The following is a 26,540-nucleotide window of genomic DNA, read 5'->3' as shown; positions in this document are numbered from 1 at the left end:
CTTTCATATGTTATATGGAAGGGAGCGTTTTTATATGACCGGAAATATCGTGATTTTTGTTACGGATCAGCGACAAAGCAATCTTGCCGCCTGTCTTCCGGGAAAGATACACCGACTGGACTGGAGACGGGGAGTGGAAAAGGAAGAGGCACTGGAAGTGCTGGACAACAGCAGGTATCTTGTGCTGCCGGTTCCTGTTACGAAGATTGAGAGAAACCATGATGTAAATATTATATTAAAGGAGGAACTGACAGGAAAAAAAGAACGGGACTGGATATTGTTTGGAGGGGTTTTTGGACCGGAGTGGAGACAGCGCTGTGAGGATGCGGGAACAGAATATTATGATATGATGACAGATGCGGTGGTTGTGCATCGCAACGCATGTATTACAGCAGAAGCAACGGTTGCTGAAATTTTAAAATACAGTGATTATTCTATCCGGGGGCAGAAAATTATTGTCAGCGGGTATGGAAGATGCGGCAGGGAGATCGCCAGGGTTTTGTCTGCGATGGGAGCAAAAGTGACAGTGCTGGCAAGGAGCGTAGAGGCACGCCGGCTGGCACGGACAGAAGGACATGAGGCAGTGGACTTTTCGTACGGTCCGGAGGAAGCCTATGGGGCACGCACGGTTGTAAACACGGTTCCGGCACTTGTGATCCGCGAGCCGATGATCCGTGAAATGCATTCGGATGCCGTGATCATTGATATTGCATCAAGACCCGGCGGTACGGATCTGATGGCAGCGGAGGCATATGGAATCAAAGTTGTGGCGGCATTGGGACTTCCGGGGCTGTATACGACAAAGAGCAGTGCCAAAGTGCTGGCAGATGCAATTCTTGAACACAGTAAAATCAGGCAGGATGGGAAAGAGGCAAAGACATGGATTTATCAAATCGCAATATAGGGTATGGGATTACCGGTTCTTTCTGTACATTCGCAAAAACCAGGAAAGAGATTCAGAGACTGACGGAGATGGGAGCACATGTGATTCCCATCTTTTCTTATCAGACGCAGAACTGCGATACGCGGTTTGGAACGGCAAAAGAGTTTATGGAAGAAGTCTGTGACATAACGGGGAACCCTGGAATCCGCACACTTCAGGAGGCAGAACCGATCGGACCGAAGGGATATCTGGATGTGATGGTGATTGCACCGTGTACAGGAAATTCTGCGGCGAAGCTGGCGAATGCAATCACCGATACTCCGGTTCTGATGGCTGCCAAAGCGCATATGCGCAATGGCAAACCACTGGTAATTGCCATATCCACCAACGATGCACTGGGAGCCAGTTTTAAAAATATCGGGATGCTGATGAATACGAAACATATTTATTTTGTGCCATTCGCACAGGATAATTATGAAAAAAAGCCAAATTCGATGGTGGCAAAAATGGAACTTTTGCCGGAGACGATTTCGGCAGCTTTGGAAGGAAAGCAGCTGCAGCCGGTGGTACGGGGATAAAAAAGCCCCCAGACAGATCTGTCTGGGGAGGCTTTTACATAATCCGGGAATGGTATTATGCATTTTTTTGTGCATCATAGGCTTCGCGCAATGCCCGGGCAAGCTGATCACCACAGGAGGTGTTTTTCATGCCACAGTGAATACCGGAAATACGGCGTTCCACTTCTTCAACAGTCATGCCCTCAACCAGACGGGGAATTGCCTGAAGATTTCCCTGACAGCCGCCGGTGAATTTCACATTTTTAACAATATTTCCGTCCAGCTCCACTTCGATCTGTGTGGAACAGGTGCCTTTTGTTTTGTAAATATAAGACATGGGTTGTTACCTTCCTTTCTGTTTCTTCCTTGTGTTTGGAATACAATAATCGTCCTCTTATCATAGCAAGCTGTTTACAAATTTTCAATAGCAGAATCCTGTTCGTTCATAAAAAGTTTATAAAACATTCATGGCCTTTGAGTTGTGTAAATGTGGAGAAAGTGGTACAATACCTATATTCTATGCGAGTTAGGAGCAAAATATATTATGAGTGCATTGACTAAAATTTTTGGTACACACAGTGACAGGGAGTTGAAACGAATTACGCCCCTCGTAGATAAAGTGGAATCTTATCGTGACGAGATGAAGGCACTTTCGGATGAAGAATTACGGGGAAAGACAAAAGAATATAAGGAGCGTCTGGAAAAAGGAGAGACACTTGACGATCTGCTTCCGGAAGCGTATGCGACCGTACGTGAGGCAGCAAGCCGTGTGCTTGGCATGGAGCATTACAGAGTACAGATTATCGGTGGTATTATCCTGCATCAGGGACGTATTGCAGAGATGAAGACAGGTGAAGGTAAGACACTGGTATCTACACTTCCGGCTTATCTGAATGCGCTGGAGGGCAAAGGGGTATATATCGTCACCGTCAATGATTATCTGGCAAAACGAGATTCCGAGTGGATGGGAAAAGTGCATGAATTCCTCGGACTGACCGTTGGTGTTGTATTGAATGATATGAGCAACGATGAGCGCCGTGACGCTTACAATTGCGATATTACATATATTACAAATAACGAACTTGGATTTGATTACCTGCGTGACAACATGGTGATCTACAAGGAGCAGCTGGTACAAAGAGGTCTGCACTATGCGATCATCGATGAGGTCGATTCCGTATTGATCGATGAGGCGCGTACACCTCTTATTATTTCCGGTCAGAGTGGAAAGTCCACCAAATTATATGAAGCATGTGATATTTTAGCGCAGCAGCTGACACGTGGTGAGGATGTACCGGAGTATTCCAAGATGGATGCCATCATGGGAATTGAGCAGGAAGAAACCGGAGACTTTATCGTAAATGAAAAGGACAAACTGGTGAATCTGACACAGCAGGGTGTGGAAAAGGTTGAGAAATTTTTCCATATTGATAACCTGGCAGATCCGGAGAACCTGGAGATCCAGCATAATGTGATCCTTGCGCTCCGTGCACATTATCTGATGTTCCGCGATCAGGATTACGTGGTAAAAGAGGATCAGGTTATGATCGTTGACGAGTTTACCGGACGTATCATGCCGGGCCGCCGTTATTCCGATGGTCTGCATCAGGCAATCGAGGCAAAGGAGCATGTAAAGGTTAAGAGAGAGAGCAAGACACTTGCAACCATTACATTCCAGAACTTCTTCAATAAATTTGAGAAGAAAGCCGGTATGACCGGTACGGCTCTGACGGAGGAAAAAGAGTTCCGTGATATTTACGGCATGGACGTTATTGAGATTCCTACCAACCGTCCGATTGCACGTATCGATCATCAGGATGCGGTATATAAGACGAAGAAAGAAAAATTCAAAGCAGTTGTTGAGGAAGTCAAGGAAGCACATGAGAAGGGACAGCCGGTTCTGGTTGGTACCATCACGATTGAGACTTCCGAGCTGATCAGCGGAATGTTAAAGCGTGAGGGAATTCCGCATACCGTATTGAATGCAAAATTCCATGAGCAGGAGGCCGAGATCGTTGCACAGGCAGGACAGCACGGAGCGGTTACCATCGCTACCAACATGGCTGGACGTGGTACCGATATCAAGCTGGACGAGGATGCACGTGAAGCCGGAGGTTTAAAGATCATCGGTACCGAGCGTCATGAATCCCGCCGTATCGATAATCAGCTGCGTGGTCGTGCCGGACGTCAGGGAGATCCGGGTGAATCCCAGTTCTTTATTTCTCTGGAAGATGATCTGATGAGACTGTTCGGTTCCGAGCGTCTGATGTCAGTATTTAACGCACTTGGTGTTCCGGAAGGTGAGCAGATTCAGCACAAGATGCTTACTTCTGCCATCGAGAAGGCACAGGAAAAGATCGAGTACAACAACTATGGTATTCGTAAGAATCTGTTAGAGTATGATCAGGTAAACAACGATCAGAGAGAGATCATTTACAAAGAGCGTATGTCCGTATTAAATGGAGACAGTATGCGTGATGCGATCTTTAAGATGATTCAGGAACAGGTGGAGAAATCAGTCGATACCTGTATTTCGAATGAGATTCCGCGCGAAGAGTGGAATTTAAATGAATTAAATGAAATTCTTCTGCCGGTGATTCCTCTTGAACCTGTTACAGAGGAAAATATCGAAGATATCAAGGATGTCAAAGAATTAAAGCAGCATCTGAAAGAACAGGCAGTGCTTTTATATGAAGCAAAAGAGACCGAATTCCCGGAGATCGAGCAGTTCCGTGAGCTGGAGCGTGTCGTATTGCTGAAGGTGATCGACCGCAAGTGGATGGATCATATCGACGATATGGATCAGCTCCGTCAGGGTATCGGATTACAGGCATACGGACAGAGAGATCCGCTGGTTGAGTATAAGATGGCCGGATTTGATATGTTCGATGAAATGATCGCGGGTATTCAGGAGGATACCATTCGTCTTCTCTATCATGTACAGGTAGAGCAGAAGGTAGAGCGTGAGCAGGTCGCAAAAGTAACCGGAACCAATAAGGACGAGAGTGCGGCAAAGGCACCGAAGAAGCGTGAACACGCCAAGGTATATCCGAATGATCCGTGTCCATGCGGCAGTGGTAAGAAATATAAGCAGTGCTGCGGACGTAAGGTTGTATAAAATCGAAGCAGATAACAAAAACGTGGAAACCATCATGGTTTCCGCGTTTTTTTGTAAAATCGTTCACTGCCTGACACTATTTTTGTTTCTTTGGAAATTTAGAATAAGATTTGTTCTGTTTCATGCCGCCCCGGCACTCTGCAAGTTCGCTGACAGTGACGAGCTGATATCCGCGTCTGGTAAGTTCCGGAATGATTGTCTGGGAGGCAGTGGCGGTCGCTTTATACAGATCGTGCATCAGTACGATATCTCCATCCTTTACATGGTTCAGTACGGCTTTCTGGGTACTTGCGGAATCCCGCGTTTTCCAGTCTAAGGTATCGATGGACCAGATGATGGAAGGCATTCCCACCCATGATTTGATGTTGGAACTGGTGGCACCTCCCGGAGGGCGCATCACAACCGGATTTATACCGATTACTTTTTTGACGGCACGATTGGTTTTGGAAACCTGTTTTTGAACTTCCTTTTTCCCAACCCGGGTCAGAATTTTGTGATCATAAGTGTGATTGCCAATCTGACACCCGTTGTCATAAGCCTTCTGTACGGTTTTGGAGTAAGTCGATACGCGGCTGCCCACCACAAAAAATGTGGCAACGGAATCATTTTTCTTCAGGGTTTTTAAAATAGTTGGGGTATAAACCGATGGTCCGTCGTCGTAAGTGAGGGCAACCATCTTTTTGTTTTTATCAATTTTGCGTGTCAGAACCCCTTTTTTATTAAAGTAACATAAGTAATGGGAAATATTCTTTTTCCCGGTAACTGCCTGTCCGTTTTTCCCGAAATAGTATTTGTTCTTGCCAACCTTTTTCCAACGGTTTTTCAGCTTTTTTCCATTCTGATAAAAATAGAAATGTCCGTTTTTATCATGGATAAGTCCCTGCAATACCGGTTTGGGATTTTCCGTGGAAGGAACCACCGGTGTTTCCGTTGGAATTTCGGAAGAAATTTCCGTGGAGTCATTTGCGGGCAGTTCTGTATTCAGATCTGCCGCATGGATAGCAATCCGGCCTGAAACTATGGTTAATGTCAGGGTAAATAACAATATTCCAAGGGAAAATAAATGAAATTCTTTTCTTCTTTTCATACAAAATCTCCTTATCTTTTGTGACATGTATTTGCTGTTATCATACACACTTTACAGGCAAAAAGAAAGATGAGAACAAATGTTCTGATTGAGATAGACAAAGTCAGATCTTTGTAGTAAAATTAGCATATATGTGCAGACTATAAAGATATGGATTTTATCTTTTTTTTCATGGAATAAAGTTAATTTTACGATAAATTTGAGAAGGGAGAGGGCATTATGGAGTTCAAATTACATGCCCCATATGAGCCAACCGGTGACCAGCCGCAGGCAATTGAAAAATTAGTCAAAGGATTCAAAGAAGGCAACCAGTTTGAAACACTGCTGGGTGTGACCGGTTCGGGAAAGACCTTTACGATGGCAAATGTCATTCAGGCGCTGAATAAGCCGACGCTGATTATTTCCCACAACAAGACACTGGCGGGGCAGCTGTACGGAGAAATGAAAGAATTTTTCCCGGAGAATGCCGTTGAGTATTTTGTCTCCTACTATGATTATTATCAGCCGGAAGCGTATGTGCCGCAGTCGGACACTTATATAGCGAAGGATTCCGCGGTAAATGATGAGATTGATAAGCTGCGCCTTTCTGCCACGGCAGCGCTGGCGGAGCGAAAAGATGTCATTATCGTAGCATCCGTATCCTGTATCTATGGCATTGGTAGTCCGGATGACTATATGAACATGATGGTTTCCCTGCGTCCCGGAATGGAGATTGACCGCGATGATGTGATCAAGGGACTCATTGACATGCAGTACACGCGCAACGAGATGGATTTTAAGCGTGGTACGTTCCGGGTGCATGGCGATGTACTGGAGATTTTTCCGGCGAATAATACCGACACGGCGATCCGTGTGGAGTTTTTCGGAGATGAGATCGACCGGATTACGGAGGTGGATGTGCTTACCGGGGAGATCAAATGTATATTAAAGCATGCGGCTGTGTTTCCGGCGTCCCATTATGTGGTGCCACAGGAAAAAATGAACGCAGCGTGTGACCGTATCGAGGCAGAACTGGAAGAGAGGGTCAGGTATTTTAAGGGTGAAGATAAGCTGCTGGAAGCGCAGCGTATCGCGGAGCGCACGAATTTTGATATTGAAATGATGAAGGAAACCGGATTTTGTAGCGGCATCGAAAACTATTCCCGCCATCTGGCAGGACGTGCCGAGGGAGAAATGCCGGAGACACTGATGGATTATTTTCCGGACGACTTTCTGATTATTGTGGATGAGTCCCACATTACGATTCCACAGGTGCGTGGAATGTATGCAGGGGATCGCTCACGGAAGCAGACACTGGTGGACTATGGATTCCGTCTGCCGTCCGCACTCGATAACCGCCCGCTTAATTTTGAAGAGTTTGAGAGCAAGATTGATCAGATGCTGTTTGTATCAGCTACGCCGAATGTCTATGAGAACGAGCATGAATTGCTGCGTGTGGAGCAGATTATCCGTCCGACCGGACTTCTGGACCCGGAGATTTCCGTTCGTCCTGTGGAGGGGCAGATCGATGATCTGATCGGGGAAGTTAACAAAGAGACGAAAAATCACCATAAAGTGCTGATTACGACACTGACCAAGCGTATGGCGGAGGATCTGACACAGTATATGGGCGAACTTGGCATCCGTGTAAAATATCTGCACTCGGATATTGATACCTTAGAGCGTGCAGAGATTATCCGTGACCTGCGTCTGGACGTGTTTGATGTACTTGTCGGTATCAACCTGCTGCGGGAGGGACTGGATATTCCGGAGATTACGCTTGTGGCGATTCTGGATGCGGATAAGGAAGGATTCCTTCGTTCCGAGACTTCACTGATCCAGACCATCGGACGTGCGGCAAGAAACAGTGAGGGACATGTAATCATGTATGCGGATAAGATCACGGATTCCATGCGTGTGGCCATTGATGAGACGGAGCGCCGCCGCAAGCTTCAGCAGGCATACAATGAGGAACATGGAATCACACCGAAGACCATCCAGAAATCGGTGCGTGATCTGATTGCAATCTCCAAAAAAGTGGCAGCAGAGGAGATGGAATTTGATAAAGATCCGGAATCCATGAGCCGCAGGGAATTAGAAAAACTGATCGGGGATATCCAGAAGAAGATGAAGAAAGCTGCCGCAGAACTCAATTTTGAGGCGGCGGCAGAGTATCGTGATAAGATGGTGTCACTGAAAAATATGCTGCGTGATATTGAAAAATAAAAACAGGGACGTTACCGACAGGAGGAAATAAAATGCCGAGAAAACAGAGAAAGTACATTAAAATACGTGGGGCTAATGAGCACAATTTAAAAGCAATTGACGTAGATATTCCGAGAGATGAATTTGTTGTTTTAACGGGATTGTCCGGATCGGGAAAATCATCACTTGCATTTGATACAATTTATGCGGAAGGCCAGCGGCGCTATATGGAGTCTTTGTCTTCCTATGCAAGACAGTTCTTAGGACAGATGGAAAAACCGGATGTAGAGTCGATTGAGGGACTTCCGCCGGCAATCTCCATTGACCAGAAATCGACGAACCGAAACCCGCGTTCCACCGTCGGAACCGTGACGGAAATTTATGATTATTTTCGACTGCTGTATGCCCGCATAGGAATTCCACATTGTCCGAAGTGTGGACGTGCCATCGAGAAACAGACGATCGATCAGATGGTAGATGCCGTGATGAAACTGCCGGAACGCACACGCATCCAGATCCTTGCGCCGGTTGTGCGCGGGCGTAAGGGCGAACATCAGAAATTATTCGAGAAAGCAAAAAAAAGCGGTTATGTGCGTGTGATCGTGGACGGAAATATGTATGAACTTTCGGAAGAAATTCCGATGGATAAAAACATCAAACACAATATTGATATTGTGGTAGACCGTCTGGTGGTAAAACCCGGAATTGAAAAGCGTCTGACCGATTCCCTGGAAAATGTTTTTGAGCTGACCGAGGGAAATGCGATTGTAGATGTGGTGGACGGGGAACCAATGAATTTTTCCCAGAATTTTGCGTGCCCGGATTGCGGAATCAGTGTGGATGAGGTGGAACCGCGAAGTTTTTCGTTTAATAATCCGTTTGGTGCCTGTCCGGTCTGCTACGGACTTGGTTACAAGATGGAGTTTGATGAAAATCTCATGATTCCGGATAAGACACTGTCTATTTCCGAGGGGGCAATTCAGGTAATGGGCTGGCAGTCCTGCACCGATCCGTCCAGCTATACCTATGCTACCCTAAAAGCGTTGTCGGAAGGATATGGATTTTCTCTCGATACACCATATAAAGATCTGCCAAAAGAAATCCGGCATATGCTCATTCATGGCGGAGATGGCCGGATATTAAAGGTGCATTATAAAGGACAGCGTGGAGAAGGCGTCTATGATCTGAACTGGGAAGGCCTTATTAAAAATGTCGAGCGCCGTTACCGGGAGACGGGATCGGACACGATGAAGCAGGAATATGAGCAGTTTATGCGTATTACACCGTGTGCTGCCTGCCATGGACAGCGTCTGAAGCAGAGTTCTCTTGCGGTTACGGTTGCAGACAAAAATATATATGAGATGACCGATATGTCGGTAAAGGATCTCGTGAAATATCTGGCGGAAATGCAGCTGACGGAACAGCAGCAGTTCATCGGCAATCAGATTTTAAAGGAAATCCGTGCCCGTGTGGGCTTTTTGCAGGAGGTAGGTCTGGATTATCTGACATTGACACGTGCGACCGGAACCTTGTCCGGAGGAGAGGCGCAGCGCATCCGCCTGGCTACCCAGATCGGTTCCGGACTGGTCGGCGTGGCATATATTCTGGATGAGCCGAGTATCGGACTGCATCAGCGGGACAATGACAAGCTGCTGCATGCACTGATGAATCTTAAGAATCTGGGAAATACGCTGATTGTCGTGGAACATGATGAGGATACCATGCGTGCGGCCGACTACATTGTGGATATTGGTCCGGCAGCCGGCGTACATGGTGGAGAAGTCGTTGCGGCCGGTACTGCGGCGGATATCATGAAATGCAAAAAATCCATTACCGGCGCTTATCTGAGCGGCCGGATGAAGATTCCGGTACCATCGGAACGGCGCAGACCGACCGGATTTCTTACCATCAAAGGAGCGCGGGAAAATAATCTGAAAAATATTGATGTGCAGGTTCCGCTTGGTATCATGACCTGTATCACCGGAGTATCGGGATCGGGAAAGAGTTCCCTGACCAATGAAATTCTGTATAAGCATCTGGCGCGAACTTTAAACCGGGCACGCTGCATCCCCGGAGATCACGATGATATTCTGGGTGTGGAACAACTGGATAAGATTATCGATATTGATCAGTCACCGATCGGACGCACACCGCGTTCGAATCCGGCAACCTATACCGGTGTGTTTGACATGATCCGTGATCTGTTTGCGGCAACTCCGGATGCAAAGGCACGTGGATATAAGAAGGGACGTTTCAGTTTCAACGTCAAAGGAGGACGCTGTGAGGCCTGCAGCGGAGATGGTATCATAAAGATCGAGATGCATTTCCTGCCGGATGTGTATGTGCCGTGTGAAGTCTGCGGTGGCAGGCGCTATAACCGCGAAACACTCGAAGTGCGCTATAAAGGAAAGACGATCTATGACGTGCTGGATATGACGGTGGAAGAGGCATTGGAATTTTTCAAAAATGTACCAACGATCCACCGAAAGATTCAGACACTGTACGATGTCGGACTTTCCTATGTAAAACTGGGACAGCCTTCCACAGAATTATCCGGAGGAGAAGCGCAGCGTATCAAACTTGCCACAGAACTGAGCAAACGAGGAACGGGAAAAACCATTTATGTACTGGATGAGCCAACCACCGGACTGCATTTTGCGGATGTACACAAGCTGGTGGAGATTCTTAGAAAGCTTTCGGACGGCGGAAATACAGTTGTCGTCATCGAGCATAATCTGGACGTCATCAAGACGGCTGACTATATCATTGATATGGGACCGGAAGGCGGTGACGGTGGCGGAACCGTGATTGCACAGGGGACTCCGGAGGAAATCTGCAAAGTTCCGGAATCGTATACCGGTCAGTTTTTAAAACCGTATCTGGAATCGAAGAACGTATAAAATAGCGAAAATGCACAGATTTTTGTCCCGGGAACAGAGAGATTCCTTAAAATTTAATTAAAATGCTTTAACCTATAAAAAAATGTTTGAAAAATGGGATGAATTGTATATAATGTTACTGTATGCATAAAAATATGATTAACTGCAGATTTGCGCCATAAACGCAGATCAGATTTTGATAAAGAAAGATAAAAAGAAAATAGGAAGGGGCATTTGGGATGATCGGATCAGATATCGGAATTGATTTAGGTACTGCGAGTATTTTAGTATATATTAAAGGAAAAGGTGTTGTATTAAAAGAGCCTTCCGTTGTTGCATTTGACAGAGATACCAATAAAATTAAAGCAATCGGTGAGGAAGCAAGACTGATGCTTGGAAGAACACCGGGAAACATTGTGGCAGTCCGTCCTCTTCGCCAGGGTGTGATTTCAGATTATACCGTCACAGAGAAGATGATCAAGTATTTCATCCAGAAAGCACTTGGAAAGAAGAGCTTTCGTAAGCCGCGCATCAGCGTCTGTGTACCGAGTGGTGTTACAGAGGTTGAAAAGAAAGCCGTAGAGGATGCAACTTATCAGGCAGGAGCCCGTGAAGTAGAGATTATTGAGGAACCAATTGCAGCAGCAATCGGTGCCGGTATTGATATTTCCAGACCATGCGGAAACATGATCGTAGATATCGGAGGAGGTACTTCGGATATCGCAGTCATTTCTCTGGGTGGTTCTGTTGTGAGCACTTCCGTGAAAATTGCAGGAGATGATTTTGACGAAGCCCTGGTCCGCTATATGAGAAAGAAACATAATCTTTTGATCGGTGAGCGTACCGCAGAAGATATCAAGATCAAAATTGGTACATGCTACCCACTGGCACAGAATGAGACGATGGATGTCCGTGGCCGTAATCTGGTAACCGGTCTGCCAAGAACCATTACGGTAAGCTCTGAGGAGACAGAGGAAGCTCTGCGTGAGGCAACATTACAGATTGTGGAAGCTGTACATTCCGTACTGGAGAAAACTCCACCGGAACTGGCAGCAGACGTTGCAGACAGGGGAATTGTCCTGACAGGTGGCGGCTCCTTGCTTCGCGGTCTGGAGGAACTGATTGAAGAACGTACCGGAATCAACACGATGACCGCAGAGCATCCTATGACCTGTGTAGCAATCGGAACCGGAAAATATGTAGAATTCCTTGCAGGAAAAAGAGACGAGGATTAATGCATAAAGTGCGCGTTTATGCGCACTTTTTATCGCATGTCTATAAAGCTCGTGAGGGCATTGGCCGATATAAATTAAAACTGTGAAAATTGAGGTGTCATAAATGGTAAAAGGATTGTATACCGCCCATACGGGAATGGTAAACGAAATGAAGCGTCTGGATATTCTGGCAAATAATCTGGCAAACGCAGACACAACAGCATATAAAAAAGAAGGAACGACGAGTCGTACTTTTGCCGATGAGATGTCTTTGCGCATTAAGGATTCTTCTAACATGGGGATTCCGAAAAAGCTTGGAGATATTACATATGGGGTTCACCTTGGGCAGGTATATACGGATTATTCCACGGGAAATTTCAAGGTGACAGATAACACCACAGATTTTGCGATTGAAGGAAATGGTTTTTTTGCCGTGGCATTCACGGACAAGCAGGGAAATACTTCCGTGAAGTATACGCGGGATGGAGCCTTTACCGTAAATAAAGAGGGGTATCTGGTGACGAAGGATGGCGATTATGTTTTAAATGCCACTGGTGCAATGAATGGCGATCCGGGTCAGAATAATTATATACGTCTGGATCCAAATGCTGCGATTACCGTGAATAAACTGGGATATGTCATGCAGAATAACCAGATTGTCGGAACGATTGGCATGGTGGACGTGGATAATTATGACTATCTTGAAAAATACGGTGAGAATCTGTATAACCTTCTTCCGGGAGGGAACCGGATTGCAACAGATGCCAATATAGAGCAGGGCACACTGGAGACTTCCAATGTAAATGTTGTAAATGAGATGGTAAATATGATTACAATTCAGAGAGCCTATGAGGCAGGACAGAAGGTAATCACTTCCATAGATGGAACACTTGACCGGGCAGTTAACAATGTCGGTAAAGTATAATAGCCGCTGAAAGACCGCAAGGAGGAAATAGAAGCGTATGATGAGATCACTTTATACTGCGGCAACCGGAATGATTGCGCAGCAGACAAATCTGGATACAATTTCAAATAACCTGTCCAATGTGAATACGACAGGTTATAAGACGGAACGTACCGAGTTTAAATCTTTACTGTACCAGACACTGCAGACAAAGACAACGACGGCAAATGGTGCCAATAAACCGGTAGGTGCACAGGTAGGACTCGGAACCAGAGTGGCAGCGACCATGTCCAACTATACGCAGGGGGCGCGTGAAGAGACAGAGATTCCGACCGATTTTGCACTGGAAGGAAAGGGATTCTTTGCCGTGCGGGGTGTGGATGGACAGACATATTACACCAGAAACGGTAACTTCTCCTGGAGTCAGGATTCGAATGGAAACACAATTCTGGCAACCTCAGAGGGGCTTCCGGTATTGGATTCCAGAGGAAATACCATTCGTGTGCCAAGAGGCGTATCTTCGGAAAGCATGGTATTTTCGAGCAATGGAACGATTGGCTATAAAGATGCAACCGGTAATGTAGTGTCATTAAACCAGTCTTTTGGAATCTATCAGTTTAACAATCCGGCAGGACTGGAGAAAATGTCAGGAAGCAAACTTGCAGCGACTGCAGCTTCGGGAAATCCGATGCTGGAGGGACAAAATGCAGGATTGACGAAGACCGGTGTATATCAGGGCTACATCGAAGCTTCAAATGTACAGGTTGCTGATGAGATGGTAAATATGATCATTGCACAGCGCGCATATGAATTAAATTCCAAGGCAATCACGACCTCGGATTCCATGCTGGAGACGGCAAATAACCTGAAACGATAGGCAGCGATTCGGAATTACTTACATAAGAGGGATATACTATGGATATTTCATCAATCAGTACAAATTATACGGTTGCAAATGCAAACAAAAGTGCAGAGCAGAGCAATTCTCTTCAGAGTTCATTAAAGAATATTTCATCGGACTCTTCAGAGGAACAATTAAAAGGTGTCATCAAAGATTTTGAATCTTATTTTGTGGAGCAGGTCATCAAACAGATGAAAGATACATTTACCTCGGATGATGACGAGGATTCTACGATGTCACAGTACAAAGATCTGTATATGGATCAGGCAATCGAGACGGTGGCAGATGAAATGGTGGATCAGATCGGAGAAAGCTATACACAGACACTGTATGAGCAGATGAAACGTAATATTGGCCAGTAGTAACATCAGCACAAAGAAAAGAGGAGAGACTGTTTACAACAGTCTCTTTTTTAGAGAATGGGGAACATATTTTGGAAGAGAATCTTGAGAGCATTGAAGGATATGTAGATCACATCATCTATCGAAATGCAGACAACGGATATACCGTACTTGTTCTGGTGTGTAACGAAGAAGAAGAGACTTGTGTGGGGGTATTTTCGGATATTGCCGAGGGAGAAAACATTAAGGCAAAGGGAAGTTATACAGAACATCCGACTTACGGCAGACAGTTTCAGGTAAAGAGTTTCGAAGAAAAGGCACCACAGGATGAGGTAGCAATTGAGCGGTATCTGGGATCAGGGGCGATCAAAGGGATCGGAATTGCCTTAGCGGCAAGGATTGTTCGAAGATTCAAGGCAGATACCTTCCGTATCATTGAAGAAGAACCGGAGCGGCTGGCGGAGATCAAAGGCATCAGCCAGAGAAAGGCTATGGAAATCGCGGATCAGGTGAATCAGAAAAAAGATCTCCGGCAGGCAATGATTTTTTTGCAGCAATACGGGATCAATACCACACTTGCAGTGAAAATATATAAAACATACGGGCAGGAAATATACGGAATACTGAAAGAAAATCCATATCGTATGGCAGATGATGTGGAAGGGGTCGGATTCCGCACGGCAGATGAGATCGCATCCCGTGTGGGAATCCGCACCGATTCCGATTTCCGGATTCGAAGCGGTATCCAGTATGTGCTGCTGCAGGCTGCTGGAGAGGGGCATACCTATCTGCCGATGCAGGAACTGACGCAGCGGGCAAGCCGGCTTCTTGAGGTAGACCCGGAGCACATCGAGCAGCATTACATGAATCTGGCGATGGATCGCAAGATCATTATGCGCCAGGTGGAAGACAGTACGCAGATCTATGCGGCAACCTATTTTTATATGGAGGCAAATACCGCTACCCGTCTGACACAGCTGAATGCTGTGTTTGATGTTCCGGATATCGAAATTGAGGACAGAATCCGAAAGATTGAAAAGAAGACGGGAATGGATCTTGATGAGCATCAGGTAGAAGCGGTAAAGGAAGCCGTAAGAAACGGTGTTCTCGTGATTACCGGAGGTCCCGGAACGGGAAAAACAACGACGATCAATACGATCATCCGGTATTTTGAATTATCCGGAGAAGATATTATGCTGGCGGCACCGACCGGACGGGCAGCAAAGCGCATGAGCGAAACCACCGGGTATGAGGCACGGACGATTCACCGGATGCTCGAACTGAATGGCGGAATGGAAGGAAATGCCGGATTTGAGCGCAATGAACAAAATCCGCTGGAGACCAATCTCATCATTATTGATGAGATGTCGATGGTGGATATTTCCCTGATGAATTCCCTTCTGAAAGCAATTCTACCGGGCACGCGTCTAATCCTGGTGGGAGATGTGAATCAGCTGCCGAGTGTAGGGGCGGGAAGTGTGCTGAAGGACATTATTGATTCGAAGATGTTTCCTACGGTAATGCTGACAAAAATTTTCCGACAGGCAAGCACCAGTGATATTATTGTCAATGCGCATAAGATTAACCGGGGAGAAAAAGTCAGCCTGGATAACAAGAGCATGGATTTCTTTTTCCTGAAGCGTTATGAGGCAGATAAAATTATCAACGTTACGCTGCAGCTGATCAAGCAGAAACTTCCGAAATTTGTGGGGGCAAGCGAATACGATATTCAGGTGCTTACGCCTATGCGGAAAGGGCTGCTCGGAGTAGAACGTCTCAATACGATTCTGCAGATGTATCTGAACCCGCCATCGGACAGAAAAAAGGAGAAAGAGCATGGGGCGATCGTTTTCCGGGAAGGCGATAAAGTCATGCAGATCAAAAATAATTATCAGCTGGAATGGGAGATCCGCAGCAAATATGGACTCTGCATAGACAAAGGAACCGGGGTGTTTAACGGAGATACCGGAATTATTGAAGAGATCAATGATTTTGCAGAGACCATCACGGTAAATTTCGATGAAGGGCGTATGGTGGAATATTCGTACAAACTGCTGGATGAGCTGGAACTTGCGTATGCTGTGACGATCCATAAATCACAGGGATCGGAGTATCCGGCCGTTGTCATTCCGCTTCTTTCCGGCCCCCGCATGCTTATGAACCGGAATTTATTGTACACAGCGGTTACAAGAGCAAAGAAATGTGTTACGATAGTGGGAGATGATACAACATTTGAACAAATGATTGAGAATAATTCCCAACAGAGACGTTACAGCGGTCTGAAGGACCGGCTGTTGGAAAATAAGGAGGAAGCGTAAATGAAAGCACAGATTTTAACGGAAGATCAGATTCCGGAAGCGCTCAGTATTGCAAGGGGTGTCTTTGATTACTGTCTGCGTGCGCGGATCACGGATCTGGAAATGATTCATATATTTCTGCAATATACGGAAAACACAAACATCCGGAACATGATTGCAGAAGGAACTCTCACCATGTGGGGAATTTTTGAACAGGGGCATATGATCGCCATGTCAGGAATGCAGAAAGAGGGACATATTACCATGCTGTATGTGCTTCCGGTATTCCAGCGCAGAGGATGTGGCAGATGTCTGTTGGAAGAAATGAAGGCGTATGCGGCAAATCAATATCAGTTACAGAGGGTGACGTTATCGGCAATGCCGGCATGGACAGCGGATTATTTCACAAAACGCCGGTTTCATCCAATGGAGGTAACACAGCCGTGTTCGTTTGTTCCGATGCAGGCAAAAACCGTGGCACGCGCGATATATGAAAAGAAAGAAATTCCATCCGGCGTGATCCTTGGAACCAGCATTGGCGGTCTGGCAGTCTGTGCGGCAGTTGCTGTCGGGTTCATGGTATTGTGGATGCATGGAATTGTATAATATGTATATTTATTCATAAAATATGTCACTTTTTTCTCTTGCAAAAAAGGTTGAAAAAAGTGACGATTTGTGATAAAATTTTTACAATTTAGGTAAAGCTAACTCAAGGTAAAAAAAAGAGATTCTCTCTTTTTTTTTGCCAAGATGCAAGAAAGGCAGGGCAAAGAATGAAAGCTTTTTTGATACTGGAAGACGGAACCGTGTTTACAGGTACAAGCATTGGTTCTACACGCGAAATCATCAGTGAGATCGTATTTAATACCTCAATGACCGGATATTTAGAGGTACTTACAGATCCGTCCTATGCAGGACAGGCGGTTGTGATGACGTATCCGCTGATCGGAAACTACGGAATTACACCGGATATGGAATCCGCCAGACCGTGGCCGGACGGATATATTGTAAGAGAGCTTTCACGTATGCCGAGCAATTTCCGCTGTCAGGGAAGCATTCAGGATTTCCTGACAAAGCATGATATTCCGGGAATTGCAGGAATTGATACCCGTGCGCTTACCAAGATTCTCCGCGAAAAGGGAACCATGAACGGAATGATCACGACAAATGAAAATTATAATCTGGATGAAATTCTTCCGAAATTGAAAGAATATACAACTGGAAACGTTGTGGATAAAGTTACCTGCAGCGAGAAGAATGTATTAAAGGGAAGCGGAAAGAAAGTTGCACTGATGGATTTCGGTGCGAAGAACAATATCGCAAAATCGTTAAATGCTCGTGGCTGTGAGGTGACGGTTTACCCGGCACACACATCGGCGGAAGAAATCCTTGGAGCCAATCCGGATGGCATTATGCTCAGCAACGGACCTGGAGATCCGAAAGAGTGCACAGCGATCATCGAGGAATTAAAGAAACTGTATGCAAGTGACGTACCGATCTTTGCCATCTGTCTCGGTCATCAGCTCATGGCACTGGCCAACGGAGCGGATACACACAAGATGAAATACGGACACCGTGGTGGAAACCATCCAGTGAAAGATTTGTCAACCGGTCGTGTTTACATTTCTTCCCAGAACCATGGCTATGTGGTAGATACCGATACCCTTGATCCGAAGGTTGCAAAGCCTGCATTCGTCAATGTCAATGACGGAACCAACGAGGGCTTAGAGTATGTCGGAAAGAATATTTTCACCGTGCAGTTCCATCCGGAAGCATGCCCGGGACCACAGGACTCTTCGTACCTGTTTGACCGCTTTATTCAGATGATGGGAGGGAATCAGTAATGCCAAGAAATAAAGATATCAAAAAAGTATTAGTAATCGGTTCGGGACCAATCGTCATCGGACAGGCAGCCGAGTTTGACTACGCAGGAACACAGGCATGCCGTTCCTTAAAGGAAGAAGGCGTGGAGGTGTGTCTGGTAAACTCCAACCCTGCCACCATCATGACCGACAAGCAGATTGCGGATCAGGTATACATTGAGCCTCTGACACTTCCGGTTCTTGAAAAAATTATTTTAAAGGAAAAACCGGACAGCATCCTTCCGACACTCGGTGGACAGGCTGGATTAAATCTGGGTATGGAACTGGCAGAGTCCGGATTCTTAGAAGAGCACGGAGTAAAACTGATCGGTACGACCGCAGAAACCATCTTTAAGGCAGAGGACCGTCAGGCATTTAAGGATACCATGGAAAAGATTGGTGAGCCTTGTGCAGCTTCTCAGGTTGTAAATACCGTAGAAGACGGTATCAAGTTTACTAATACGATCGGATATCCGGTTGTGCTCCGCCCGGCATTTACCCTCGGCGGAAGCGGTGGCGGTATCGCCCATAACGAGCAGGAACTGGTCGATATCTTAAGCAACGGACTCCGTTTAAGCCGTGTCGGTGAGGTACTGGTTGAGCGCTGTATCGCAGGATGGAAGGAAGTCGAGTACGAAGTAATGCGTGATGCGAACGGAAACTGCATCACCGTATGTAACATGGAAAACATCGATCCGGTTGGTGTGCATACCGGAGATTCCATCGTAGTGGCACCTTCCCAGACACTCGGGGATAAAGAGTACCAGATGCTTCGTAGTTCTGCATTAAATATTATCAATGAGTTAAAGATCACCGGTGGATGTAACGTGCAGTATGCATTGAATCCGGATTCTTTTGAGTACTGTGTCATCGAGGTAAACCCTCGTGTATCCCGTTCTTCCGCTCTTGCCTCTAAGGCAACCGGATACCCGATTGCAAAGGTTACCGCAAAGATTGCATTAGGCTACACACTTGATGAGATCAAGAACGCCATCACACAGAAGACCTATGCAAGTTTCGAGCCGATGCTTGACTACTGTGTAGTGAAGATCCCGAGACTTCCGTTTGATAAATTCCTTACTGCAAAGAGAACGTTAAGTACACAGATGAAAGCAACCGGAGAGGTTATGAGTATCTGTGATAACTTCGAGGGCGCACTGATGAAAGCCATCCGTTCCCTGGAGCAGCATGTGGACAGCCTTATGTCCTATGATTTTACCGGACTGTCCGATGAAGCGTTGGAGGCACAGCTTCATGTGGTCGATGACCGCAGAATCTGGGTGATCGCAGAGGCACTGCGCCGCGGCGTTTCCTATGATCATATTTATGAAATTACCAAGATCGACCGCTGGTTTATCGACAAGCTGGCAATCCTGGTAGAGATGGAGCAGCGCTTAAAGAGCGAAGAACTGACGGTAGATCTGTTAAAAGAAGCAAAGAGAATCGAGTTCCCGGACAACGTTATCGCAGAGCTTACCGGAAAGACCGAGGAAGAGATTAAACAGATGCGTTATGCAAACGGTATCGTTGCAGCATATAAGATGGTGGATACCTGTGCCGCAGAGTTCGCCGCAGAGACACCGTATTACTACAGTGTTTACGGAAGTGAGAACGAGGCTGCAGAGACCACACCGCAGAAAAAGGTTCTGGTTCTTGGTTCTGGTCCGATCCGTATCGGTCAGGGTATCGAGTTTGATTTCTGTTCCGTACACTGTACCTGGGCATTTGCAAAGGAAGGCTGGGAGACCGTCATTATCAACAACAACCCGGAGACCGTTTCCACCGACTTTGATATTGCAGACAAGCTGTATTTTGAGCCGTTGACCGCAGAGGATGTCGAGTCCATCGTAAATATTGAGAAACCGGACGGAGCTGTGGTACAGTTCGGTGGACAGACAGCGATCAAACTGACAGAGGCGCTTATGAAGATGGGCGTTCCGATTCTTGGAACCAAGGCAGAGGATGTCGATGCCGCAGAGGATCGTGAGCTTTTTGATGAGATTCTGGAGAAGACTCATATTCCGAGAGCAGCCGGTGGAACCGTATTCACCGCAGAGGAAGCCAAAGAAGTTGCAAACCGTCTTGGTTATCCGGTTCTTGTCCGTCCTTCCTATGTACTTGGCGGACAGGGAATGAAGATTGCGTTTAACGATGAGGAAATCGAGGAGTTCATCGGAATCATCAACCGTATTGCACAGGATCATCCAATTCTCGTAGACAAGTATTTACAGGGTAAGGAGATCGAGGTCGATGCCGTATGTGACGGAACCGACATTCTCATTCCTGGTATTATGGAACATATCGAGCGTACCGGAGTCCATTCCGGAGACAGTATTTCCGTATATCCGGCTCCAACGATCAGTGATAAGGTAAAGGATACCATCGTAGAGTATACAAAGCGTCTGGCACAGGCACTGCATGTGGTCGGTCTGATTAATATCCAGTTTATCGCCATGAACGAGGAAGTATATGTCATCGAGGTAAATCCGCGTTCCTCAAGAACCGTGCCGTACATCAGTAAGGTTACCGGTATTCCGATCGTAGATCTGGCAACCAAAGTGATCATCGGTAACACGATCCGCGGTCTGGGCTATGAGCCGGGACTTGCACCAGTTGCCGATTATATCGCAATCAAGATGCCGGTATTCTCCTTTGAGAAACTGCGTGGGGCAGAGATCAGCCTTGGACCGGAGATGAAGTCTACCGGTGAGTGTCTGGGTATCGCAAAGACATTCAATGAGGCACTGTACAAGGCATTCCTCGGAGCAGGAGTACAGCTTCCGAAATATAAGCAGATGATCATGACGGTTAAGGATGCGGATAAGCCGGAAGCCGTTGGTGTGGCAAAGCGTTTTGAGGCACTTGGTTACAAGATCTATGCGACAAGAAGCACCGCAAAGTATTTGCAGGAGCATGGTGTGAATGCATTGCGTGTCAATAAGATTTCGCAGGAATCGCCAAATGTCATGGATCTGATTCTTGGTCACAAGATTGATCTGGTCATCGATACACCGACACAGGGTAACGGTGATAAGACAAGAGACGGATTCTTAATCCGCCGTAATGCGATTGAGACCGGTGTGTACTGTATTACCGCTATGGATACCGCAAATGCGCTGGCACGTTCTTTAGAGACCGCTCATGGGGAGCTTACTCCAGTGGATATTGCAACGGTTAAGAATATGTAAGATAAATAAAAGCAGCCCCTGTGCCTATTGGTGAGGGACTGTTTTTACAGGAGTTTTATCCCGCCGGAAACGGCGGGATTTTTGCATGTGAAAGATTATTTGTCCAGATGCTGTTCGATAAGAACCAGAATCACATAGGAAATTAGGGAATAGAGAACAAATAAGACACATTGGTCTACAAAAGAACCAATATCAGCCGGATCACGGAACTGATGAATAAACTGGTTTATCCCCAACAGAGGACAGATACATCCGACAGGTACCACAATTTTCCGGAGAAAGTGAATGATTTCCTGTTTATGGCGCTTTCCGCTCAATAAAACAAGGGAACAACAGATTCCGATGTAAATGAGGAGTGTTGGAAAATCCCAAAGATCCAGCATATCCGGTAAAAGCACATGCGTAAATATTGCAAACAGTCCGGTAAGGATCAATAAAACGATACCCACTGCACAGGGAAGGAGTGTAAAGCGCTGTTGTTTTTGATTGTCTTCTAAAAGGTTCATCATATTTTCCTCCGCTTTCATAGAATAAATTTCCGGTGTTAATTTTTCACCGGAGAGAAGTTCATTGACATTGATATCGAGAGTAGCACAAAGTTCGTTCAGAATCGAAGTGTCAGGAATGCTGTTTCCGTTTTCCCATTTGGATATGGTTTTATCACTGACGCCGATCCGGTCACCGAGATCTTTCTGTGTAAATCCTTTGGCTTTTCTGGATTGTTGTATAAATTCGCCAATCTTATTTTGTGACATAGTGGAACCTCCATTTCGTAAGAGACAGTTGCTGCAGCATCTGTCTGTTTTCAGTATAGAAGAAACGTGCAGAGAATACAATCTATGAGTTGGAGAGTTGGAGGTTCGTTGTCTCAGAGAAAGAGAAGGACGGTTCTGTCGAAAGAATTCTCCCAAAAGGAGAATCTGAAAGAAATGGCTTTCAAAAAGGAATCACTCATTTTATAATAGAATGAACAGACAAGAGAGGATATGAAATATGAATAAGAAAAATGAATATCAGGATGAGGGATTAAAGGGCAATGAAAGAATAGAAGATGCAATTTTTGCGCTTCAGAAAGAAGCCACACAGGAGCAGCTTGCACATACGTTGACGGTGATCCGGCGGCGGATGAAAGAGGGAGGACAACTGATCGTTGCTGTGGAACCGGATCCGGCACAGGCACAAATGAAGTTACAGACAGTGAGAACTCCGGACGGTAAAATCTGGTGGTCGGCGTTTACCAGTTTTGAGGAAGAATTAAAAGGTGCAGATCAGGTGAAGTCGACATTTTTGTCAGAGATCAGCAGGATGTTTGAAGCAGCACTTACTGTGCCGGAGATCGCAGGGATTATTATCAATCCCTGGAACCGGACAATCATGCTGGATAAACATCTGATCCGGATTATTATGCCGGACTGAAAATTTTTATATTTTTTGCAACTATATGAGATACGATTCGAAAAGAACAGTGATACTATCGGGGAAACAGTATGTTCAGACCAATGAGAAGAAAGAAAAAGGGAATCAGCACAGAGACAGCATAACAATTATTGCTTCATGAGCGGCGCAACAGTCGGATCAATATAGAGCTTACCGATCCGGAGGCGGATGTGACATTTTCTCGTATGAGACAAAATTAAGGAGGTATACAATGAGGATGATGGTTATGATAATCTATCTATTATTTTTAATATGCATGATCGTTTATTATGGAAAAATGATGTATAGAAATTATAAAAAAGAACTTCCTTTAGGATATGGGCAAAATAAAATCGTGTATTTTATGATCCTGCTATGTATCATAATCGGTCAATACACCATTCCTTCTGCTTGGGGACGACTGAGTGTAATTTTAATATTCGGTGTTGCATTCTTTTTGATCTATGCAATGATTGGTCTCCATAATAGAAAGAATCATTCCGGAGAATTATTTCGCTTATATCAAAAAGAAGTCACCACAGCAAAGAGGTGTATCATCATAGGCACAGGAGTTGTTGTAGTTGCTTTATTTTTGGTCTGTTTTATAAAAAAATAAACTAAATCTGCATCCGGATGACAAGCCTCCCCGCTTCATAAGCGGCATCCATCTGCCCGTGCATCTGCTCCACCAGTGTCCGTGCAATGAAAGCCCAAGTCCGGTCGGTCATGGTAATGTCTGGCGTGATCCGGTGTCTTTTGAGCACCGCATACATTGCGGCAATGCTTCCCTGTAAAATGCGATTTACCGACACTTCCTGCAGGGGCTGTGCCAAAGGCACAGACAGGACAACCGAATACCGGAACAGTTCTTCCGTCAGTTGTGTCATCACCTTTGTGCGTTCCCGGATGATGGCAACATACTGGCGGGAGACAGCAGATAACGGTTCCTTTTCCAAAAGTTCCAGGTAGCCGTAGATGGCAGTCAGCGGCGTGCGCAGATCGTGGGAAATGCTGGTGACTTTCGGATATAGAAGAGGTACGCAGCTGTCTGGCAAAAGGGAGATGCGTGGATACTTCAGATTTTCTTAAGGATATCTTAGAATTTCATACACAGGACGGTCACAGTTGGCTGATAACCTGTAACAAGCAAAAAGAAAGGAATGAAAGGGAATGAAACTACAAAAGAAAGCAGCCGTACAGCTGCTGCTCCTTGCAGCAGCAATGCTTATGGTTTGTTATGGCGCGATGCGTGGGGAGGCAGCCACGGTACTCTCCAAAGCAATTAAATTATGTCTGGAGTGTGTTGGCATTGGATAAAAAAAAGCATAAGGCATCACATGTTCTTGCACATGTCCGTGGGTGGATTCAGGCTGTGGCAACGATTCTTACGAATATTCATCTGCCGAATTTTTTTAAGGGAGAGATCTACCGTGGTAATGCAAAGACAGTCTGTGTGCCGGGACTAAACTGCTATTCCTGTCCGGCAGCAGCGGGAGCGTGTCCGATTGGGGCCTTTCAGGCAGTGGTTGGTTCATCAAAATTTAAGTTTTCATATTATATAACCGGCTTCCTGATTCTGGCAGGGGTTCTGCTGGGACGGTTTGTGTGTGGTTTTTTGTGTCCGTTTGGATGGTTCCAGGAACTTTTGCATAAGATTCCATTTAAAAAAATATCTACCCGGAAATTAAAGCCGCTTCGGTTTATCAAATATGGAATTCTTTTGGTTTTCGTTATTCTGCTTCCTATATTGGTGACGAACCAGCTGGGAATGGGGAATCCATTTTTTTGTAAATACCTCTGTCCACAGGGAGTATTAGAGGGGGCACTTCCACTTTCGATTGCAAATGCAGGCATCCGTGCGGCATTGGGAAAGCTGTTTACATGGAAGGCCGGAATACTGGTTGCGGTCGTGTTGTTAAGCCTTATGTTTTATCGCCCATTCTGCAAATGGATCTGTCCGCTTGGCGCAGTCTATGCGCTTTTTAATAAAGTATCTCTTTTACAGATGCATATAGATACCGGTAAATGTGTATCTTGCGGCAAATGTGCCGGGGTCTGTAAAATGGATGTGGATGTGGTCCGGCATCCAAATCATACGGAATGTATACGCTGCGGAGCATGTGTGAAGGAATGTCCGGTAGAAGCAATCAGTTATAAGTATGGATTTGCGGAAAAATCAAAAAAGAAGAAGGAGACTAATTAAAATGAAAAAACTTACAGTAATGTTACTGGTTATGACTCTGGTATTTGGACTTGCCGCCTGTGGCAATGCCTCGGAAAAAGGCAGTAATGTGACGGAAACGCAGGCACAGTCTGCGGAAGATACAGGGGCTGGTAATGCAGAACTCAACAAACTGTACGAAAAGGAAAATGCCATTATTGCGAAACATCAGGAATTGTGGAATACGGTTTTTAATAACATTGACAAAGACAAAGCTGCAGACGCAGGAGAACAAAATTATGGAACGTTTCTGGAGACACAGCTGGATCATGTGAAGGATCAGTTTTCGGAGGCAGACCTGAAAAAGCTGGATAAGGATATCGAAGAGATTAAGAAAATCGAGGATCAGGTAACGGAACTTACCGCGCAGATGGGAACAGAAAATTCCGGCGCCCAAAGCGCGAATGCAGAAACATCCGTCTTTCCGTCTTTTCAGGCGAAGGATCTGGATGGAAATAAGGTGGACAGCAGCATTTTTTCACAGAATGCGGTAACGGTTGTTAATTTCTGGTTTAATGGATGCACGCCATGTGTGGAGGAACTTCCGGCACTCAACAAATTAAATGAAGAACTGAAGGCAAAGGGCGGTCAGGTCATTGGCGTAAACACGGATTCACTTGATGGTAACAAAGAGGGAATTGCGGAAGCAAAAAGCATCCTGAAAAAACAGGGGGCAGACTATACCAACCTTTCCCTTGATTCGGACAGTGAGGCCGGTAAATACGCAACAAATATTATGGCATTTCCAACGACAGTTCTCGTTGACCGTAATGGCAACATTGTCGGAGATCCGATCATGGGAGGAATCACGAGTGATGAAGTTTACAAAAAGGTGACAGCTGCGATTGACCAGATCTTAGAGAAGGATAAGCAGTAAGATGGATACGGATAGTGTGGTAACTTTAAAAGGAGAATCCCATGGAATATGAACACATTGTCCATTCGTTTGAGCCGGTGTACGACAAAGCTTCCGAAATTCTCATATTAGGAACCCTGCCGTCCGTCAAATCAAGGGAAAACAATTTTTATTACGGGCACAAACAGAACCGTTTCTGGAAAGTGCTTGCAACACTTTTAAAGGAGCCGGTTCCGGATACAATTGAGGAGAAAAAAGCAATGCTTCTTGCCCACCGGATTGCCCTGTGGGATGTGATCCAAAGCTGTGACATCAAAGGCTCAAGTGACAGCAGTATTAAAAATGTACAGCCGACGGATATTGGCATGATTCTGGAAAAAACGAACATAACACGTATTTATGCAAACGGAAACAAGGCAGGACAGCTTTATAAAAGATACCAGTTTCCGGTCACGGGGATCGAAGCGATGGTGCTTCCATCCACAAGTCCGGCAAATGCCGCGTGGTCGCTGGAACGGCTGTGTGAGGCGTGGCATGTGATTCTGGAACAATGATAACAGAGCCTTTTATAAAAGATTTAAAAAGGGGCTGTAAAAAAACTCCCCTGACAGAAAAATCGCCCAGACCGTGAG

The 26,540-nt window shown here is 45.7% G+C and carries 23 protein-coding genes; 19 read left to right on the top strand and 4 right to left on the bottom strand.

The genetic code is table 11. The annotated features are described in order from the left end of the window. Positions 1-34: 34 nt before the first annotated feature. The gene (locus DXD06_RS15260) at positions 35-904 is read left to right on the top strand and encodes an NAD(P)-dependent oxidoreductase (RefSeq protein ID WP_158569555.1); all 870 of its coding nucleotides are present in this window, start codon (positions 35-37) and stop codon (positions 902-904) included. Further along, entirely contained in the window at positions 880-1,461 is a 582-nt protein-coding gene (locus DXD06_RS15255; protein ID WP_022045895.1) for a dipicolinate synthase subunit B, read from the top strand. Before DXD06_RS15260 ends, DXD06_RS15255 begins: the two co-directional genes overlap by 25 nt. A 55-nt stretch (positions 1,462-1,516) precedes the next feature. Here DXD06_RS15255 and DXD06_RS15250 read toward each other — a convergent pair whose 3' ends face one another. Continuing rightward, entirely contained in the window at positions 1,517-1,777 is a 261-nt protein-coding gene (locus DXD06_RS15250) for a TIGR03905 family TSCPD domain-containing protein (RefSeq protein WP_117832912.1), read from the bottom strand. 207 nt (positions 1,778-1,984) lie between these two features. Here DXD06_RS15250 and secA point away from each other — a divergent pair, with 207 nt between their 5' ends. Beyond that, complete coding sequence (gene secA / locus DXD06_RS15245; RefSeq protein ID WP_117832910.1) at positions 1,985-4,558, top strand: preprotein translocase subunit SecA; 2,574 nt, start codon at positions 1,985-1,987, stop codon at positions 4,556-4,558. Between the two features lie 76 nt (positions 4,559-4,634). Here secA and DXD06_RS15240 read toward each other — a convergent pair whose 3' ends face one another. Continuing rightward, positions 4,635-5,645, bottom strand: coding sequence for a polysaccharide deacetylase family protein (locus DXD06_RS15240; RefSeq protein WP_022045898.1), 1,011 nt, complete (start codon positions 5,643-5,645; stop codon positions 4,635-4,637). 219 nt (positions 5,646-5,864) lie between these two features. Between DXD06_RS15240 and uvrB the strand changes: the two genes are divergently transcribed. From uvrB to carB, 10 genes are all read left to right on the top strand, one after another. After that, complete coding sequence (gene uvrB, locus DXD06_RS15235; protein ID WP_117832906.1) at positions 5,865-7,850, top strand: excinuclease ABC subunit UvrB; 1,986 nt, start codon at positions 5,865-5,867, stop codon at positions 7,848-7,850. 32 nt (positions 7,851-7,882) lie between these two features. Beyond that, the gene (gene uvrA / locus DXD06_RS15230) at positions 7,883-10,729 is read left to right on the top strand and encodes an excinuclease ABC subunit UvrA (protein WP_055067234.1); all 2,847 of its coding nucleotides are present in this window, start codon (positions 7,883-7,885) and stop codon (positions 10,727-10,729) included. 218 nt (positions 10,730-10,947) lie between these two features. Further along, positions 10,948-11,943, top strand: a complete 996-nt coding sequence (locus DXD06_RS15225) for a rod shape-determining protein (RefSeq protein ID WP_022045901.1) — start codon at positions 10,948-10,950, stop codon at positions 11,941-11,943. 103 nt (positions 11,944-12,046) lie between these two features. After that, on the top strand, positions 12,047-12,847 hold the full coding sequence (locus tag DXD06_RS15220; protein ID WP_055067235.1) for a flagellar hook-basal body protein: 801 nt from the start codon (positions 12,047-12,049) through the stop codon (positions 12,845-12,847). Positions 12,848-12,884: 37 nt separating this feature from the next. Continuing rightward, positions 12,885-13,703, top strand: coding sequence for a flagellar hook-basal body protein (locus DXD06_RS15215; protein WP_055067236.1), 819 nt, complete (start codon positions 12,885-12,887; stop codon positions 13,701-13,703). Positions 13,704-13,741: 38 nt separating this feature from the next. Further along, on the top strand, positions 13,742-14,089 hold the full coding sequence (locus DXD06_RS15210) for a hypothetical protein (protein WP_117832904.1): 348 nt from the start codon (positions 13,742-13,744) through the stop codon (positions 14,087-14,089). Between the two features lie 71 nt (positions 14,090-14,160). Then, a complete protein-coding gene (gene recD2 / locus DXD06_RS15205; RefSeq protein WP_055067238.1) occupies positions 14,161-16,386 on the top strand; it encodes an SF1B family DNA helicase RecD2 in 2,226 nt (741 codons plus the stop codon). Beyond that, positions 16,387-16,971: a GNAT family N-acetyltransferase gene (locus DXD06_RS15200; protein ID WP_055067239.1), complete on the top strand. Its 585-nt coding sequence runs from the start codon at positions 16,387-16,389 to the stop codon at positions 16,969-16,971. Between the two features lie 167 nt (positions 16,972-17,138). Further along, positions 17,139-18,209 carry a carbamoyl phosphate synthase small subunit gene (locus DXD06_RS15195; protein WP_022045907.1) on the top strand — a complete coding sequence of 357 codons (1,071 nt, stop codon included), beginning with the start codon at positions 17,139-17,141 and terminating at the stop codon, positions 18,207-18,209. Continuing rightward, entirely contained in the window at positions 18,209-21,415 is a 3,207-nt protein-coding gene (carB, locus tag DXD06_RS15190) for a carbamoyl-phosphate synthase large subunit (RefSeq protein WP_117832902.1), read from the top strand. The genes DXD06_RS15195 and carB overlap by 1 nt, the downstream gene beginning before the upstream one ends. Before the next feature lie 95 nt (positions 21,416-21,510). On the opposite strand, the gene DXD06_RS15185 is transcribed toward carB, so the two are convergent. Further along, a complete protein-coding gene (locus DXD06_RS15185; RefSeq protein ID WP_117832900.1) occupies positions 21,511-22,170 on the bottom strand; it encodes a helix-turn-helix domain-containing protein in 660 nt (219 codons plus the stop codon). Between the two features lie 238 nt (positions 22,171-22,408). Here DXD06_RS15185 and DXD06_RS15180 point away from each other — a divergent pair, with 238 nt between their 5' ends. Both DXD06_RS15180 and DXD06_RS15175 read left to right on the top strand, forming a co-directional pair. After that, positions 22,409-22,831 carry an SseB family protein gene (locus DXD06_RS15180; RefSeq protein ID WP_117832898.1) on the top strand — a complete coding sequence of 141 codons (423 nt, stop codon included), beginning with the start codon at positions 22,409-22,411 and terminating at the stop codon, positions 22,829-22,831. A gap of 232 nt (positions 22,832-23,063) precedes the next feature. Continuing rightward, on the top strand, positions 23,064-23,447 hold the full coding sequence (locus DXD06_RS15175) for a hypothetical protein (RefSeq protein WP_117832896.1): 384 nt from the start codon (positions 23,064-23,066) through the stop codon (positions 23,445-23,447). Position 23,448: 1 nt separating this feature from the next. Here the strand turns inward: DXD06_RS15175 and DXD06_RS15170 are convergent, their stop codons facing one another. Continuing rightward, positions 23,449-23,886: a sensor histidine kinase gene (locus DXD06_RS15170; RefSeq protein WP_158569554.1), complete on the bottom strand. Its 438-nt coding sequence runs from the start codon at positions 23,884-23,886 to the stop codon at positions 23,449-23,451. 115 nt (positions 23,887-24,001) lie between these two features. Between DXD06_RS15170 and DXD06_RS17610 the strand changes: the two genes are divergently transcribed. From DXD06_RS17610 to DXD06_RS15155, 4 genes are read left to right on the top strand one after another with little or no spacing between them, the layout of a single operon-like run. After that, positions 24,002-24,148, top strand: a complete 147-nt coding sequence (locus tag DXD06_RS17610; protein ID WP_022045913.1) for a CD1871A family CXXC motif-containing protein — start codon at positions 24,002-24,004, stop codon at positions 24,146-24,148. Continuing rightward, positions 24,141-25,034, top strand: a complete 894-nt coding sequence (locus DXD06_RS15165) for a 4Fe-4S binding protein (RefSeq protein WP_243001134.1) — start codon at positions 24,141-24,143, stop codon at positions 25,032-25,034. Before DXD06_RS17610 ends, DXD06_RS15165 begins: the two co-directional genes overlap by 8 nt. Position 25,035: 1 nt before the next feature. Further along, positions 25,036-25,929 (top strand): TlpA disulfide reductase family protein, encoded by an 894-nt coding sequence (locus tag DXD06_RS15160; protein ID WP_055263270.1) that lies wholly within the window; start codon positions 25,036-25,038, stop codon positions 25,927-25,929. Positions 25,930-25,970: 41 nt separating this feature from the next. Continuing rightward, complete coding sequence (locus DXD06_RS15155) at positions 25,971-26,462, top strand: DNA-deoxyinosine glycosylase (protein ID WP_117832888.1); 492 nt, start codon at positions 25,971-25,973, stop codon at positions 26,460-26,462. Positions 26,463-26,540: the final 78 nt, after the last annotated feature.

It is taken from the genome of Roseburia sp. TF10-5 (assembly GCF_003462365.1).
Classification (GTDB): domain Bacteria; phylum Bacillota; class Clostridia; order Lachnospirales; family Lachnospiraceae; genus Roseburia; species Roseburia faecis.
This window is presented reverse-complemented; position numbering and strand designations above follow the sequence as displayed.

Excerpts from the sequence above, each read along its gene's own strand:
- DXD06_RS15210 (WP_117832904.1), top strand. The coding sequence starts at position 13,742 with ATGGATATTTCATCAATCAGTACAAATTATACGGTTGCAAATGCAAAC.
- uvrA (WP_055067234.1), top strand. The coding sequence starts at position 7,883 with ATGCCGAGAAAACAGAGAAAGTACATTAAAATACGTGGGGCTAATGAG.
- secA (WP_117832910.1), top strand. The coding sequence starts at position 1,985 with ATGAGTGCATTGACTAAAATTTTTGGTACACACAGTGACAGGGAGTTG.
- DXD06_RS15260 (WP_158569555.1), top strand. The coding sequence starts at position 35 with ATGACCGGAAATATCGTGATTTTTGTTACGGATCAGCGACAAAGCAAT.
- uvrB (WP_117832906.1), top strand. The coding sequence starts at position 5,865 with ATGGAGTTCAAATTACATGCCCCATATGAGCCAACCGGTGACCAGCCG.
- DXD06_RS17610 (WP_022045913.1), top strand. The coding sequence starts at position 24,002 with ATGAAACTACAAAAGAAAGCAGCCGTACAGCTGCTGCTCCTTGCAGCA.
- DXD06_RS15200 (WP_055067239.1), top strand. The coding sequence starts at position 16,387 with ATGAAAGCACAGATTTTAACGGAAGATCAGATTCCGGAAGCGCTCAGT.
- carB (WP_117832902.1), top strand. The coding sequence starts at position 18,209 with ATGCCAAGAAATAAAGATATCAAAAAAGTATTAGTAATCGGTTCGGGA.
- DXD06_RS15195 (WP_022045907.1), top strand. The coding sequence starts at position 17,139 with ATGAAAGCTTTTTTGATACTGGAAGACGGAACCGTGTTTACAGGTACA.
- DXD06_RS15175 (WP_117832896.1), top strand. The coding sequence starts at position 23,064 with ATGAGGATGATGGTTATGATAATCTATCTATTATTTTTAATATGCATG.
- DXD06_RS15240 (WP_022045898.1), bottom strand. The coding sequence starts at position 5,645 with ATGAAAAGAAGAAAAGAATTTCATTTATTTTCCCTTGGAATATTGTTA.
- DXD06_RS15160 (WP_055263270.1), top strand. The coding sequence starts at position 25,036 with ATGAAAAAACTTACAGTAATGTTACTGGTTATGACTCTGGTATTTGGA.
- DXD06_RS15220 (WP_055067235.1), top strand. The coding sequence starts at position 12,047 with ATGGTAAAAGGATTGTATACCGCCCATACGGGAATGGTAAACGAAATG.
- DXD06_RS15185 (WP_117832900.1), bottom strand. The coding sequence starts at position 22,170 with ATGTCACAAAATAAGATTGGCGAATTTATACAACAATCCAGAAAAGCC.
- DXD06_RS15250 (WP_117832912.1), bottom strand. The coding sequence starts at position 1,777 with ATGTCTTATATTTACAAAACAAAAGGCACCTGTTCCACACAGATCGAA.
- DXD06_RS15225 (WP_022045901.1), top strand. The coding sequence starts at position 10,948 with ATGATCGGATCAGATATCGGAATTGATTTAGGTACTGCGAGTATTTTA.
- DXD06_RS15155 (WP_117832888.1), top strand. The coding sequence starts at position 25,971 with ATGGAATATGAACACATTGTCCATTCGTTTGAGCCGGTGTACGACAAA.
- DXD06_RS15255 (WP_022045895.1), top strand. The coding sequence starts at position 880 with ATGGATTTATCAAATCGCAATATAGGGTATGGGATTACCGGTTCTTTC.
- DXD06_RS15180 (WP_117832898.1), top strand. The coding sequence starts at position 22,409 with ATGAATAAGAAAAATGAATATCAGGATGAGGGATTAAAGGGCAATGAA.
- DXD06_RS15215 (WP_055067236.1), top strand. The coding sequence starts at position 12,885 with ATGATGAGATCACTTTATACTGCGGCAACCGGAATGATTGCGCAGCAG.